Here is a 15111-nt window from a genome sequence, read left to right as displayed (position 1 = left end):
GGGGTACAGTAATGATTAAAGTTGCAATAATAACAATAAGTGATAAAGGATCAAAGGGTTTAAGACAAGACAAAAGTGGTGAATTACTAATTAAGATGATTGAAGAAGAAGGTTGGATTAAAAGTTTTTACCTAATAATTCCCGATGAAAAAGAAGAAATAGAACAAAAATTAAAAGAAGTAGCCGACAATAATATTGCAGACTTAATACTCACAACAGGGGGAACGGGTTTAGCTCCAAGAGACGTTACTCCGGAGGCTACGAAAAACATTATCGAAAAAGAGGTTCCAGGAATTCCAGAAAAAATCAGATATGCCACGGGGGAGAATACCCCAATGGCATATCTTTCTAGAGGAGTTTGTGGAATTAGAAAATTCACTTTAATTATCAATTTTCCAGGTAGCACTAAAGCGGTTAAAGAATGTTTTGAAGCTGTTAAAGATCTTATCCCACACGGAATTAATATTTTAAAGGGTGAGATTACAGAACATTAAAAAAAGCCATATATCCAAGCAAGGGGAATCAATTAATTTTAAATACAAGGGCAATTTTCTCTGGGATTTTTAGAGATTTTTTGCCGTCGTTATAAGAATTATCTTCTAAATTGAAATCTTTTGTAGCGAATAAAAGATCTATTTTCCCTTCTTTTTTATCGAGTAGCCATAATGGCAGTTCAACATCGATCTCTTTTTCTTCTCTATTTATAACGGTGATTATATTTTCACTTTCATTCCATGAAGCGTAAGATACGTATCCTCCATTCCAATCAAGAAAATCAAAAGACCCCTTTCTCAATGCAAGATGTTCTTTGTACATTTTAATTAATTCTTTTGTGAAATTAAACAACATTTTATTTTCTTCACTTTCTTTTCCCCAAGGGTAAGGTCTTCTATTATCTGGGTCTGTCCAACCTTCTAAACCTATTTCATCACCGTAGAATAATCCGGGTGATCCTGGAAGAGTAAACATTGTGACTAACCCTATTTTGAAAACATCTAAATCCTTTCCAAGGGAAGCTTCTTCATGAGTTTTTGGTCCCAATCTCCCAACTTTTTGTGTGGTTCTTGTCATCCATCTAGAATGATCATGGTTGCTTAGTTGGTTTAAAGCAATAAATTTACTATTCATGGGTAATTGAGATAAAGCCCATCTCACTGAGTTAACGAAATACTCAGCATTTTTTAAGAGCTCAGGTTTATAATGCTCGTTGTGTTTTTCCATGCCTGTAAGAAAATAACTAACCGGATCCATACAGGTTATATAATTCATTATAGAGTCCCAGCATTGTCTTTCTAACCAAGCAAGAGGTGATTTATAAATTTCTGCAAATATTATCGATTCTGGATTTGACTTTTTTACAACTTTGTAGAAGAATCTCCAAAAAGCTGTGTTCATTTCAAAAGATTTACCTAAATCATCCGCAACATCGAGTCTCCATCCATCCGCATTGAAAGGTTCACTTACCCATTTTTTCCCAATATCAGCTATGTATTTCCATAAACTAATATTTCCATAATTCAATTTTGGTAGGGTGTGAAAACCCCACCATCCCTCATAGCTCTTTTGGGTACCGTCCCAATAAAAATAACTTTTGTAGGGAGAATCATCCCTATGTAGACTACCTTCACCATACAAATCCATTTCGTCTACCCACTTATGAAAAGAGCCACAATGGTTGAAAACGCCATCTAAAATAACTTTTATACCTTTTTCATGGGCTTTTTGAATAAGACTTTTTAGAATTTCATCGCTTTTTTCGAGGTTCTTTATAGAGGTAGTTCTGACTTTGTATTTTTCGTTAAGATCTTCAGAATCTTCCTCTATAACCCCAAAATGAGGGTCTACATGTTCGTAATCTTGAGTATCATATTTGTGCGGACTTGGAGAAACAAAGATAGGGTTTAGGTAAATCGTTTCCACTCCTAAATCTTTTAAGTAGTCAATCTTTTCTAAAACTCCTTGTAAATCTCCGCCATAAAACTCTCTATGACCATTTTTAGGATCTGGCAGTGAGTTCCAATCTTTTTTCAAAACTTCTTGACCATCGTATTGATACTCGTGAGATACTGGATCGTTTGTTTCATCTCCGTTTTTAAATCGATCAACAAATATTTGATAATATATTGAACCATGGGACCATTTTGGAGTTTTAAAATCTGCAACGAGTACAAAGTCATGAATAGTGCGATTTTCTACAATCCCCATAGCGTCATAGAACATTTTTTTGCCCTTTTCTATTAAATCTATTTCGAAATGGTACCTAACAATTCTGTCTGGCATTTTGAAAGTACTTTCAAAAAAATAAAAATAAGTAGTTTCTTTTGAGAGTTGCATTGGTTTATGTTGATAATTTTTTAAGTTTTTTTGAGGAGTAAAAATAACACTTCCGATACTTTTACCTAAGTATTTTGGAATTCTCAGTTTAATCGTTACCTTGTCATCTATGCTTGGCTCCTCGGGATAAAGATAACAGCTAGTTTGATCAGAATATATGCCTTTCATAATTATCCTCCGTAATTATTGTTTGAGATTTTAGTATGTTGATTTAATTCTTCTACATATTTACTTTCCAGTTTTTGTAGTTTTGTAAGTTCCTTTTCTAATTTGTTTTTTTCTTCAATTAATTCTAACACCTTATTATAATCGTCTCCATACTCAAAAAGTTTAGCTTCAACTGAATCTAACTTTTCAAATAGCAATTCCGATTCAACTCTGATTCTTGAAATTTCTTTGTTCAAAGTTTTTATTCTGTTTTTTATTTTTTTATTTTGTTCGTATTCTTCATTTACTTTTTTTTCTTTTTTTATTTTAAAAGAGTTATTTTTTATTTCTTCTAAAAGAGGTTCAATATTTTCAGATATTTTGGATTCACCGTTATCTATCAAAAGGAATTTGTTGGAGATATTCTCGATAAAAGATTGGTCATGTGAGACAAAGATTATGGCTCCCGTGTACTCCTTAAGTGCTTGCTCCAAACTTTCAATCGTTAGGATATCCAAATGGTTGGTGGGTTCATCCAATATCAAAACGTTTGGTTTCTCAAGTAAAATTTTAGCTAATGCCAATCTGGTGAGTTCTCCACCAGAGAGTTCGCTTACTTTTTTGAACACTTCGCTAGAATAGAATCCAAATCTCCCAAGATACTTTCTTACTTCGAAATCTTTCCAATCCTTTACCAATTCCCACGTTTCATTCAACACGTCATATTCTTGAGAAAGATTAGATATAACTTGATCTAAATATCCGATTTTGATATTGTATCCCCACTCAATGCTCCCTTCATGATTTTCTAATTCGCCTATCAATAATTTTAGTAAAGTGCTCTTTCCGCACCCATTTTTTCCTAAGATGGCTAATTTCTCTCCTTCGTAGAGTTCAAAAGAGATGTTTTCTAGTAATTTTTGTTCTTTGTTGTATGAAAAAGATAGGTCTTTAACCTCTACTACCTTGTAACCAGTTTTTGTGGGTTGGGGGATCTTTACGTCTATACCTTTTTCTTCTTCAATATTTTGAATCTCTTCGAGTTCATTTTTCAACTCTTCCAATTTTCTCTCGCGGATTACGGCTTGTCTAACCATTTTTTCTGTAGCCCAACTTCGGTAACGCTCTATCATTTTTTCGAGTCTTTCGATTTCTTTTTGCAAGTTCTGTTTTCTTGAATTTACTGAATTTATATAAATTTCACGTGATTGAATGTATTCTTTGTAAGTCCCTTTGAATTCCCAAATCTTAGAATTGTTTATTTCCCAATATTTGTTACACAACTCTTTTAAAAATGTCCTGTCGTGGGATACTATAACCATCGCACCTTTGTAATTTTTGAGATAGTTGATTAACCAATCGATAGAGAAGAGATCCAAGTGATTAGTAGGTTCATCAAGAAGTAATAAATCGCTTTTTTCAGAAAGGGTTTTTCCGAGGGACAATCTAGTTAGTTCACCGCCACTTAAACCAGAAACATTTCTGTTCCATTGGCTTTCTTCGAAACCAAGACCCACTAGCAAACTTCTGACAGTCTTATCGACTATGTGTTCAGGTGTATTTTTTGAGACACTTTCTTTTATAAAGTCATACAAAGTAGGATCTGTTTTATTTAAATCTAATCTATATTGCTTTAAAAGAGATATATTTAAATCATTTCTCTTGAGCACCCGTCCTTCGATAGGCTCAATATTTCCTGAAATAATATTCAATAAAGTAGTTTTTCCTGCACCATTTTTACCTATTAAAGCGATCCTATCGTTTTGATTTATAACCAAGTCGACATCGTAAAAGAGGTAAAATTCACCAAAATTATGAGACACATTTTCAAGTCTTAAAAGCAAATTTATCACCTTAAGTATTTTATTTCTATCATTGATTTGGGGTGGATATTATATAAGAATATATGTCTTCCAAAGTTGGACGTAATTTTCTTATCGACACTTTGAAATTATTCATTGTAAAGGTACTATCTTTTGAATCGATTATTAATTTTTCTTTGGATACGGGTTTTATTGCCAAAACATCAGAGAGATCTTTTAAATAGGTTAATATTTTTTCATGGTCTTTTTCTTCAAAAGTGAGTTCATAAATATTAATTATAGAATCGAACCTTTTATAAATATTTTCTATATTGTCTTTGATAACAATTTTTCCATCTATGATTATCCCCACACTTGTAGCTAATTGTTCAACTTCCCATAAATAATGGGAGGTTATCACTATTGTGGTTCCATTTTTGATGTTTTCGTTCAGTATATAACGTCTTATAAATCTTGAGGATTCTACATCTATGGCATTTGTTGGTTCATCCAACAAAAGTATTTTTGGAGATTTTAATAATGCCCTAGCTATATTCAGCTTCTGCTTGTTGCCAGAAGAAAGGTTTTTAGTTAATTTGTTTTTATATTTTTCCAATCCAAAACTATGAAAAAATTCGTTAATTTTTTTATCACTATCTTCGATATTTGAGGCTAAAGAAAACAATTTTAAATTTTCATAGGGGGTTAAATCATTTTCCAATACAGAGTAATCAGAGACTAAAGAGATCACTTTTCTAAGGCTTGGTTTGTTTTTCGAAAGATCTTTTCCGAGTATTTCCACTTTTCCTTGTGAAGGGTTTAAAAGCGTGGAAATAGTCTTCATAATGGTGGATTTGCCTGCACCATTGGGACCTATAAGTCCAAAAATCTCTCCTTCGTTAATTTCTAGATCAACGTTATCAACCGCAACCGTTTTCCCGAATCTTTTTGTTAATCCCTTAATTGATATTGCTGGTGAGATTTTTTCAGATATTTTCATATTTTTGTTGTTTTCTAATTCTCCTTTCATACTCTTTTTCTGCAATCTTTTCACGCTTATCGTATTTTTTCAATCCTTTAGCCAAAGCGATTTTAACTTTTATCAGCCCTTTATTGTTAGTATAGATTTCGAGCGGAATCATCGTCAAGCCTTCCTGTTGAACTTTAGATTGCAAACGCCTTATTTCTTTTTTATGAAGTAAAAGTTTTCTAGGTCTTTCTGGATCGTGATTAAATATAGATGCCCCTGAATAAGGGCTGATGTGAACATTATATAAAATCAATTCGCCTTTTTCTATTTTACAGAAACTATCCTTGAAATTGATTTTTCCAGCTTTGCTGGATTTTACTTCTGTGCCCAATAAAGAAATCCCTGCTTCAAAGGTTTCTATTATTTCATAATCGTGAGTAGCTTTTTTGTTTCTTGCTAAAGTTGTTATATTTCTTCACCTCTAAAATTGTGATGTTTTTACAATATTAAATTGAAAAACTATTAATAGTGTTATTACTTCTTTTCTTTGCTTATTATTTGTGCAGTTTCCTCTTCTATTTCCTCTTTTTCTCTTTTCTTTTTATTCAATGTTCCCAAGATTATTTCCGCCCTTCTTTTGCCGATTCCGCTTATATCTGTTAATTCTTCAAAAGTGGCGTTCATTAATTCTTGAAGGTTTTTAAAACTTTCCACAACTTTTTTTACCGCAGAAGTTGGTAACTTAGTAGAATAAAGGATTCTGTAGCCTCTTGATGTTAAAGCTGTTTCTTCCAGATCGTCTTCAGATGAAACATCAATATAACCTAAAGTTTTTGCTATTTTGAAGGGATCGACCAAATCGTTAAAGTCTAATTCTTTGAATATGCTTGTCGCATCTTCGGGTCTTTGATACTTTAAGTTTTCTGAGCTGTAATCCATTATAACAGCACCCACATACTTAGGGACTGTCCTTAAGATTTCTTCGTATTCTAATTTTGCACTTCCAGCGATTTCTCCTAATTCTAATAAATATTTTTCAGCTCTTTGTACAATTTTTATCGTTAGCAAACCTTTGGAAAGTATCTCAACAACGTCAGAGAGACTTACATTTCCCCTTGTCTCTTCGATGTTCAGATAGTCTAAAAGGTTCATAAAGCTTTGTCTATATCTTTGTGCAATGGTAATTTCTTGATTTAATCTAGCAAATAAAACATTTTCAGGTAGAAGTTCGTATTTCATTTTATTATAATACACTGAAACAATATTTCTTCTTTTAGAAACTGCGACTGTTAAATCTCCCGTTTGAATAGACACTTTTTCTGCAGTTTTGTGTCTCATTCCGGTTTCTGAACTAGGTATGCTCTTATCGGGATTAAGTTGTGCATTCGCTGCAAGAATTTGAGTTCCATCACTGTTTAAAACAATAGCCCCATCCATTTTTGAAAGTTCATAAATTTTTTCAGGTAAAAAATCCGAATCAACTCTAAAGCCTAACTGTATTAGACCTTCTTTAAGGTGCTTTTCAGGTTGTGAGCAAAAAAACAACAAAGCCCCCAAATTTGCTTCCATTATCCTGTCTATACCTTTTCTAATAGGCTTTCCCGGAGCCAACAATTCAAAAATTCTTTCTAATTTCTCATTCAAAATTTTATCCCCCTTTTTTGAATAATTTTATCAAATCTTTTACACTTTCTGCAACTATAATAGAGTTTTTTCTAGGGGAAAGATTTTTTGGAATAACTATATTATTAAAACCAATTTTCTGTGAAAGCTCCAATCTTTTTTCTAAAAGAGGAATACCTCTTATTCTCCCATCTAAACCTATTTCTCCAAAGGCTATCGTTGAAGAAGAAAGTGGGGTATCGAATATAGAGGAGATTAAAGATAAAGCGATAGCAACATCCATAGAACTGTCATTGATCCTTAGACCTCCTGCACTGCTGACAAATATATCTTTACTTTCCAATGGGAGCTTCAACTTCTTGGAAAGTACTGCAATTATCATTAAAAGTCTATCTAACGGTATACCAGAAGTAACCCTTCTAGGGGACCCGTATACCGGGTTACTGACTAAAGCTTGTATCTCTATTGGAAGCAATTTTTGACCAACTTTTACTATAGTTAAAGTGTTACCCGATTCATTTGAATAATCAGATAAGAAAAAAGAATTTATATTATCTATTGGTTTTAAGCCTTTTTGGGTTATTTCAAATAAAACAACTTCATCTGTAGGACCGTATCGGTTTTTGGTTACTTTTAAAAGCCTTAGTCCAGATCCACCTTCCAATTCCATTTGAAGAACACAATCTACCATGTGTTCCAACACTTTTGGACCGGCAATAGCTCCTTCTTTGTTTACATGACCTACCAGTACTACAGGGATATTCTTTTTTTTAGCGTATTCTACCATCTTTCTAGTACTTTCCCTTACTTGTAGAATACTACCAGGTGAGGAATCAATACTGTCTATCTTTAAGGTTTGAACAGAATCTATGAAAATAACAGAAGATTTCATATTAGACTTTTCTAAAGCATTAAGTATAACATCCACATTGTTTTCAAATATCAATCCTATATTTTTATTTTTTATTTCTAGTCGATTGAATCTTTGAACTACTTGTTCTGTAGATTCTTCACCAGAAACATAGAATATGTATCCTTCAGCTGTCTGAATAGACTTTGCGATTTGAGCCAATAATGTGCTTTTTCCAATACCAGGATCGCCACTCAACAAATAGACCGCACCCTCCACTAACCCACCGTTTAACACATTATCAATTTCTTGAAAATTAGTAGGTATTTTTTTCGCCGGAGGAAGTTCTTGATCAAGAAAGACTATGTCTGGAACTTTAATATTTCCAGTATCAATAGTAACATCCGCGGTATTATATTCTACCGCGGATTCTAATTCATTACACATAGGACATTTTGCGAACCATTTATCGGATTCATAGCCACAATTACTGCAGACATAGTGTTTCTCAGATTTTCTCAACTATTGACCACTTTCTTTTCCATTTGCTTCTTATCCTTAGGAACTCTTCTAAAAGAAAGACTTTCTTTAGATTTTTGGTGAGTAACTAATATCTTATCTCCTTCTTCGTATTTTCCTTTTAATAATTCTTCGGACAAAGGATCTTCAATATATCTTTGTATAGCTCTTTTCAATGGCCTAGCTCCAAAGACAGAATCATAACCCTTTTCCAGTAAGAAATCAATGGCACTTTCTTTCACGGATAATGTAAGATTCCTTTCTTCCAATCGGCTTTTTAGGTCGCTAAGTTGAATAGATATAATATTTTTAAGTTGATTTTTAGTGAGCGGGTGAAATACAATGACATCATCTAATCTGTTTATGAATTCAGGTTTGAATGCCGCCTTTACCGCAGACATCACCTGTTCTTTGATATCTTTGTATTCGCTTTCTATTGTACCTTCTTCTACAAAACCTAAGCTTCTTTTAGTTTTGCTAATCTGTTCAGAACCGAGGTTAGAGGTCATAATAATTATTGTGTTTCTAAAGTCAACCGTTCTCCCTTGAGAATCAGTCAATCTTCCTTCATCCATTATTTGCAACAAAATATTGTATACGTCTGTATGAGCTTTTTCTATTTCGTCCAGCAAAATTACGGAATAAGGTCTTCTTCTTACTATTTCTGTTAATTGCCCACCTTCATCGTAGCCGACATACCCCGGGGGAGCACCCACAAGTCTGGAGACACTGAATTTTTCCATGTATTCACTCATATCTATTCTTACTAAATGCGTTTCGTTTCCAAAAAGATAAGTTGCTAGAGTCTTAGCTAGTTCAGTTTTCCCAACACCGGTCGGGCCTAAAAACATAAATACACCTGTTGGTCTTCTAGGGTCTTTTAATCCACTTCGCGCTCTTCTTATAGCTTTTGCAACTGATTTTATTGCTTCATCCTGCCCTACCACTCGTTCGTGTAAGACAGCCTCTAAATTCAATAATTTTTCCATCTCTTCTGCACGCAACTGTCTGAGCGGAACACCAGTCCAATTAGATATTATTTCAGCTATATCCTCTTCGGTTATTTGAATTATTTTATTTTCTGCTTCAGATCTCCATTTTGAATATTCTTCTTCATACTTTTCTTTCATCTTTTTTAGTTTTTCTTCAACGTTTTCTTTAGAATTGGGATCGTTTCTTTTACTTTCGATATCTGCAATCTTTTCATATTGAATTTTTAATTTATCAGGGAGCGTTAGAGCACTTAAACGGGCTTTAGCTCCAGCTTCATCGATAACATCTATCGCTTTATCTGGTAGGTGTCTATCTGTAATATACCTTACCGAGAGTTGAACAGCTGATTGAATTGCACCATGGTTATATTTGACTTTGTGATGTTCCTCGTATTTGAATTTGATTCCAGATAATATATTTATAGTTTCTTCGATAGTTGGTTCAGTTACATATATCTTTTGGAAACGTCTTTCGAGGGCTGGATCTTTTTCGATGAATTTCCTGTACTCATTCGCTGTGGTGGACCCTATTACGGTTATTTCTCCGTTTGCTAAAGCCGGTTTTAAAACATTTGCTGCGTCCATGGAAGAACCTTCAGCCGCACCAGCCTCTACAATCATATGCAATTCGTCGATAAAAAGAATAATATCTTCAGTCTTTTGTAATATCTGCATCAATTTTTTCATTCGTTTCTCAAATTCTCCACGATATTTTGTTCCCGCTACTATTGAGGTAATATCTAAGGAAAAAATAGTTTTATTTTTTAATATTTCAGGTACTCGGCCTTCAACAATTCTTTGTGCCAGACCCTCGACCACTGCACTTTTACCTACACCTGCCTCACCAATCAAAACAGGATTGTTCTTTTTTCGTCTCGCCAATATTTCCATTATGCGATTAATTTCTATTTCTCTTCCAATTATAGGATCCAGTTTGCGGTTCTCAGCTTGAGCAGTTAAATCAGTTCCGTATTCTTCGAGCTGTTTTAGCGCATTCTGTTTTTGACGCTTTCTTTCTTCTAACTCTTCAGTTTTAGCAATCTCCATCCTCCCGGTTGATCTACCCTTAATCATCATATCCGTTAATTCTTTTCTCATCAAAGTTAGATTTATTCCTGAACGTTTCAATATATGAGAGGCTATCCCTTCGGCTTCCCTACAAATGCCTAAAAGAAGATGTTCCGCATCTATCTTATTGAAACCCATAAGCTCAGATTCATCATATGCCAACTCTAATATTCTTTTTGCTCTAGGAGTTGGTTGTGGAGAACCTATTATTCCCTGTGTTGAATTCGTACCAACAACATTTGTTATTTCCATCTTTATAGAATTATAGTACAAATTAAATTCTTCAAATACGGTATCTAAATGGCCTCCTCCAACTTTCAACAATCCTAATAAAATGTGTTCTGTCCCCACATAGGGATGTCCCATCTGTTTTGCTTCATTTTGAGCCTCAATAAAAACTTTCGCAGCTCTTTCAGTAAAATTATCAAACATGTCTACTCTCCTCCTTTACCGTACATCTAAGCAACAGAAACTACCGATTAGTTCGCGTCGCTTTATATAGAAATATTATTATTAGCCATTTTTTATACTTTCACTTCAATATTATTTTACCATGAATATTGTTAAAAACAAAATATGTAAAGATAAATTCTTTGTTATTGGATTTTTTGATAACAGATGTCAACCAACTTAAAGTACAATTTAATATATTTTTAACTTAAAATCCATTGACAACGTTTTTTTGGTTTGATATAATCAACTTCAGTTGGTAAATAACTGGTTGCCGATGTAGCTCAACTGGCAGAGCGGCTGACTTGTAATCAGCAGGTTGGGGGTTCAAGTCCCTTCATCGGCTCCAACGTTTTTTTGAATTTCATGGTGAGGTGCCCGAGCGGCCAAAGGGGGCGGACTGTAAATCCGCTGGCAGACTGCCTTCGAAGGTTCGAATCCTTCCCTCACCACCATTTGTATTTTAATTCATCACAGAAAGAGGTGATAACAGTGGCGGCTAAATCCCAAATTATAGAATTTTCTTTGAAATGTACAGAGTGTAATAATAGAAACTATTATAAAAAGAAAAATAGAAATTACAAAGAAAAAATCGAATTAAAAAAGTACTGTCCTCATTGTAGAAAACATACTCTTCATGTGGAATCGAAAATTTAGTTGTGTATTTTTCATAACAATAGGGGAGTGTTTATAAATGTCTAAATTTTGGATTTTTTTAACTTCCGTTTGGCAAGAGGCAAAGAAAATTAATTGGCCCACCAGAAAAGAGTTGTTAAATTCTACTTTGGTTGTGTTGATTGTTATAGCAATCTTTGCAGTTTATCTTTTTGCTGTTGATTTTGGACTTTTACAACTGTTTTCATGGTTAGTTTATCCGGTTTTCTTAAGAGGAAGCGGAGTACCTACTCAATAATCATTTGATTAGAGACGCATAAATTTGTTGAATGAGATGTGGTGAGAATAATATAAGATGCGAAAAGAATGGTATGTACTACAAGTTTATTCAGGAATGGAAAATAAAGTTAAAGAAACTCTCGAAGAGAGAATAAAGAATTTAGGGTATGAAAAGTATTTTGGAAAAATAATAATACCCGAAGTTGATGAATTGAATTATAGTAATAAAAGAGTGCAAAAAATCTACATTGAAAAAGAAGCTCAGATCTTTGTTAAAAAGGGTAAGGATGTAAAAAAAGGAGATATTTTAGCAAGAGAGCCAGAAATATACGCAAAAACTTCAGGAAAGATAGTAGACATAAAAAATTTCCGTAAGATTTTAGTTGAGACAGAAGGGAAAAAGTATTCAAAGACTTTTCTGATACCTGAGAGTGCAGGTTTATTAGCGGGATTAAAAGCTGGGAAAAAAGTTCGTTCGGAGACTCCGTTCAGTAAAAATCTCGAATATAAGAGTGATGTGGACGGAGAAATTGTAGCCGTTGAAAAAGTTAAAAGAGTAGTCGTTGAAAACGAGTCGAAAGAAAATAGTATCTACTTATTGCCCAGAGAAACCTTTATCCATGAGAAATTTAAAATTGGAAGTAAGGTTCAAATAGGCGATAAATTGTGTGAGCCTAAAGAGTATAAGGCAAAGTTTTCAGGAAGCATTGATATCAGAGAGACCCCTTTTCACAAAGAGATAAAGATTATAAAAACAAAAAAGAAAAATTTATTTCCCGGTTATGTTTTTGTCGAAATGATGTACATTAAAGAAACTGAGGAATTAGTTAGCAATTTGCCTTATGTATCTACTATCTTAAATATAGGCGGAAAACCTGTAAAATTGAATAAAAACGAGGTAAGATTTGTTCTTAGAGTGATGGGTGAAGAAGCTTATCAAAAAAGGCAAGTCAAAGAAGTTAGAACCGATTTCGAATTGGGAGAACATGTCAAGATTATAAATGGTCCTTTTGAATATTTTACAGGTAAAATTAAAGATTTCGATTTGGAGAAACAAGAAGTACAAGTTGTAGTCACTATGTTTGGACGTGAAACTACAGTAACGTTATCTTTAGGAGAAATTGAAAAGATCATCGATTAAACAAAATGTGGGAGGGATTTTCCCATTTTACCACAAGGAGGTTAAGAATTTATGGCAAAAAAGCTTTTGAGGGTTGTAAAATTGCAATTGGAAGCCGGAAAAGCTACACCAGCTCCACCTGTAGGACCAGCACTGGGGCAATATGGTGTAAATTTGATGGAATTTTGTAAGAAGTTCAACGCTGCTACTGCAGATCAAGCAGGTACATTGTTACCAGTAGAAATATCTGTTTTTGAAGACCGATCTTTCACGTTTATAGTAAAAACTCCTCCCGCTTCTTTTTTGGTAAAAAAAGCCGCTGGTCTTAAATCTGGTGCTAAGGAGCCAAGCAAGGAGGTTGTCGGCAAGATTAAAAGGAAGCAGCTCCGAGAGATTGCTGAAACGAAGATGCAAGATCTTAACGCTAAGGATTTGGATGCTGCAATGAAGATTATTGCCGGCACCGCAAGAAGTATGGGTATAGAAATTGAAGACTAAGAAGGGAGGAGAGGATTATGCCAAAACATGGAAAAAAGTATAAAGAAGTTTTAAAACTTGTAGATAAACAAAAAAATTATGATATCGATGAAGCGTTAGATTTAGTAAAAAAGACTTCTTACACAAAATTTGATGGTACTGTGGAACTCCATGTGCTTTTAGGAATAGATCCAAAAAAAGGAGATCAAAACGTTAGAGGTACGGTTTCTCTGCCTAAAGGAACAGGTAAAAATGTGAGAGTTTTAGTTTTTGCAGAGGGAGAAAAAGCTGCTCAGGCTAAGCAAGCAGGCGCTGATTTTGTTGGCTCCGATGATTTAATTGAAAAAATAAACAACGAAGGCTGGACCGATTTTGATGTGGCAATTGCTACTCCCGATATCATGAGGAAAATAGGAAGACTTGGAAAAGTGCTAGGTCCACGAGGTCTTATGCCATCTCCAAAAGCAGGAACGGTAACCGACGACGTAGCGCAAGCGGTTAAAGAATTTAAAGCCGGTAAGGTTGAAGTTAGAAATGACAGAACAGGAAACATACACATTCCTATAGGTAAGGTTTCTTTCGATAAAGATGATTTAAAAGAAAACTTAATTTCCGCTTTTGACCAGTTAACGAAGATGAAGCCAGAAAATTCAAAGGGAAAATTTATTAGAAAAGCTGTTATAGCTTCTACAATGGGACCCGGTATTAATATCGATTTAAGCTCCTTATCTTTATCATCAGTTGCTTAAAAGAAAGTATTTAAAAGTAATAACAGATTGCGTGCCAATGAAAGTAGGTCTTTAATGGGTTAAAGAGGCGAAATCTCGCCTACCGAGGTACGCGGATAAAGGAATAATTTTTGTTTCTTTTAGCCGCTACCCATTGCGGCTTTTTTATTTAAGGAGGTGTTATTTTTTGTTAACTAAAGAACGCAAAAAGTCTTTAATAGACAGTTTTATTTATGCTTTGGAGTCTTCGCCTGTTATTTTGTTCGTTGATTTTTCTGGAATGTCTGTATTAGAGTCTAACGACTTCAGGTTAGAACTATATAAGAATTTTGGAAAGGATGTTGTTTTCACTGTCTATCGTACTTCTTTGTTAAAAACAGCTGTTAAATTAGCTAATAAAGAGTTGGAAGACTTTGAAAAATTTTTTGAAGGTAGTACTGGAGTTATATATGCTGAGGAGTCAGATCCAGTTGATGTTTTAAAAGCTGTAAAAAAATTTTCTGAATCTCATAATAACAAACCTTTTATAAAAGGTGGGGTTTTAGAAGGAAAGATTTTTGATGCAGCCAAAGCAGAAGAGTATGCTAAACTGCCTTCAAAACAAGAACTTTACGCTACTGTTGTAAGGTCTCTTAATAGTCCTATTTCAGGATTGGTAAATGCTTTATCAGGTAATTTAAGAAAAGTGGTGTACGTAATAAATGCAATTAAAGAAAAAAAATAAGTTTGGAGGTGTAGGAAAATGACAAAAGAGGAACTTATCAACGAAATTAAAAATATGACCGTAGGAGAATTGGCTGAACTAGTGAAAGCGCTCGAGGATGAATTTGGAGTTTCTGCAGCAGCTCCCGTAATGGCAGCTGTACCAGGTGTAGCAGGTGTTTCTCCGGCACAACAAGAAGAAGAAAAAACAGATTTTAAAGTGGTTTTGAAAGGTTTTGGAGACAAAAAAATCGGTGTAATAAAGGTTGTAAGAGAAATTACAAATTTAGGTTTAAAAGAAGCTAAAGATCTCGTTGAAAAAGCTGGAACCCCAGACGCAGTTATAAAAGAAGGTGTTCCAAAGGAAGAAGCCGAAGAAATTAAGAAAAAACTTGAAGAAGCGGGAGCCGAAGTAGAATTAAAATAAGTCGAATT

General features: G+C 34.0%; 15 protein-coding genes and 2 tRNA genes. 10 read left to right on the top strand and 7 right to left on the bottom strand.

All coding sequences use genetic code 11. From position 1 onward, the window contains the following. Positions 1–11: 11 nt before the first annotated feature. A complete protein-coding gene (locus tag PMOB_RS01915) occupies positions 12–494 on the top strand; it encodes a MogA/MoaB family molybdenum cofactor biosynthesis protein (RefSeq protein WP_012208219.1) in 483 nt (160 codons plus the stop codon). Between the two features lie 28 nt (positions 495–522). Here PMOB_RS01915 and PMOB_RS01910 read toward each other — a convergent pair whose 3' ends face one another. The 7 genes from PMOB_RS01910 to PMOB_RS01880 form a co-directional block, all read right to left on the bottom strand. Continuing rightward, positions 523–2502: a glycoside hydrolase family 13 protein gene (locus PMOB_RS01910; RefSeq protein ID WP_012208218.1), complete on the bottom strand. Its 1980-nt coding sequence runs from the start codon at positions 2500–2502 to the stop codon at positions 523–525. 2 nt (positions 2503–2504) lie between these two features. Next, the gene (gene abc-f / locus PMOB_RS10990; protein ID WP_369974007.1) at positions 2505–4334 is read right to left on the bottom strand and encodes a ribosomal protection-like ABC-F family protein; all 1830 of its coding nucleotides are present in this window, start codon (positions 4332–4334) and stop codon (positions 2505–2507) included. A gap of 19 nt (positions 4335–4353) precedes the next feature. Then, positions 4354–5313, bottom strand: coding sequence for an ABC transporter ATP-binding protein (locus tag PMOB_RS01900; RefSeq protein ID WP_231282474.1), 960 nt, complete (start codon positions 5311–5313; stop codon positions 4354–4356). After that, the gene (gene smpB / locus PMOB_RS01895) at positions 5270–5722 is read right to left on the bottom strand and encodes an SsrA-binding protein SmpB (RefSeq protein WP_012208215.1); all 453 of its coding nucleotides are present in this window, start codon (positions 5720–5722) and stop codon (positions 5270–5272) included. Before smpB ends, PMOB_RS01900 begins: the two co-directional genes overlap by 44 nt. Before the next feature lie 65 nt (positions 5723–5787). Continuing rightward, positions 5788–6897, bottom strand: a complete 1110-nt coding sequence (disA, locus tag PMOB_RS01890; RefSeq protein WP_012208214.1) for a DNA integrity scanning diadenylate cyclase DisA — start codon at positions 6895–6897, stop codon at positions 5788–5790. Positions 6898–6901: 4 nt separating this feature from the next. Further along, positions 6902–8248 carry a DNA repair protein RadA gene (radA, locus tag PMOB_RS01885; protein ID WP_041534014.1) on the bottom strand — a complete coding sequence of 449 codons (1347 nt, stop codon included), beginning with the start codon at positions 8246–8248 and terminating at the stop codon, positions 6902–6904. Further along, the gene (locus PMOB_RS01880; protein WP_012208212.1) at positions 8245–10737 is read right to left on the bottom strand and encodes an ATP-dependent Clp protease ATP-binding subunit; all 2493 of its coding nucleotides are present in this window, start codon (positions 10735–10737) and stop codon (positions 8245–8247) included. The genes radA and PMOB_RS01880 overlap by 4 nt, the downstream gene beginning before the upstream one ends. A gap of 291 nt (positions 10738–11028) precedes the next feature. On the opposite strand from PMOB_RS01880, the gene PMOB_RS01875 reads away from it, so the two are divergent. From PMOB_RS01875 to rplL, 9 genes are all read left to right on the top strand, one after another. Continuing rightward, a tRNA-Thr gene (locus PMOB_RS01875) sits at positions 11029–11104 on the top strand. A gap of 19 nt (positions 11105–11123) precedes the next feature. Then, positions 11124–11210, top strand: a tRNA-Tyr gene (locus PMOB_RS01870). Positions 11211–11238: 28 nt separating this feature from the next. Next, positions 11239–11412, top strand: coding sequence for a 50S ribosomal protein L33 (rpmG, locus tag PMOB_RS11105; protein ID WP_369973690.1), 174 nt, complete (start codon positions 11239–11241; stop codon positions 11410–11412). Positions 11413–11449: 37 nt separating this feature from the next. Continuing rightward, positions 11450–11668 carry a preprotein translocase subunit SecE gene (gene secE, locus PMOB_RS01860; protein ID WP_012208210.1) on the top strand — a complete coding sequence of 73 codons (219 nt, stop codon included), beginning with the start codon at positions 11450–11452 and terminating at the stop codon, positions 11666–11668. A 57-nt stretch (positions 11669–11725) separates the two neighbouring features. Next, positions 11726–12790 (top strand): transcription termination/antitermination NusG family protein, encoded by a 1065-nt coding sequence (locus PMOB_RS01855; RefSeq protein WP_012208209.1) that lies wholly within the window; start codon positions 11726–11728, stop codon positions 12788–12790. A 51-nt stretch (positions 12791–12841) separates the two neighbouring features. Beyond that, entirely contained in the window at positions 12842–13267 is a 426-nt protein-coding gene (gene rplK / locus PMOB_RS01850; protein WP_012208208.1) for a 50S ribosomal protein L11, read from the top strand. A gap of 17 nt (positions 13268–13284) precedes the next feature. Next, the gene (rplA, locus tag PMOB_RS01845) at positions 13285–13995 is read left to right on the top strand and encodes a 50S ribosomal protein L1 (protein ID WP_012208207.1); all 711 of its coding nucleotides are present in this window, start codon (positions 13285–13287) and stop codon (positions 13993–13995) included. Positions 13996–14161: 166 nt separating this feature from the next. Beyond that, positions 14162–14698 (top strand): 50S ribosomal protein L10, encoded by a 537-nt coding sequence (rplJ, locus tag PMOB_RS01840; RefSeq protein WP_012208206.1) that lies wholly within the window; start codon positions 14162–14164, stop codon positions 14696–14698. A gap of 18 nt (positions 14699–14716) precedes the next feature. Next, complete coding sequence (gene rplL, locus PMOB_RS01835) at positions 14717–15103, top strand: 50S ribosomal protein L7/L12 (RefSeq protein WP_012208205.1); 387 nt, start codon at positions 14717–14719, stop codon at positions 15101–15103. Positions 15104–15111 lie beyond the last annotated feature (8 nt).

Origin of the sequence: Petrotoga mobilis SJ95 (assembly GCF_000018605.1) — a bacterium.
GTDB lineage: Bacteria > Thermotogota > Thermotogae > Petrotogales > Petrotogaceae > Petrotoga > Petrotoga mobilis.
This window is presented reverse-complemented; position numbering and strand designations above follow the sequence as displayed.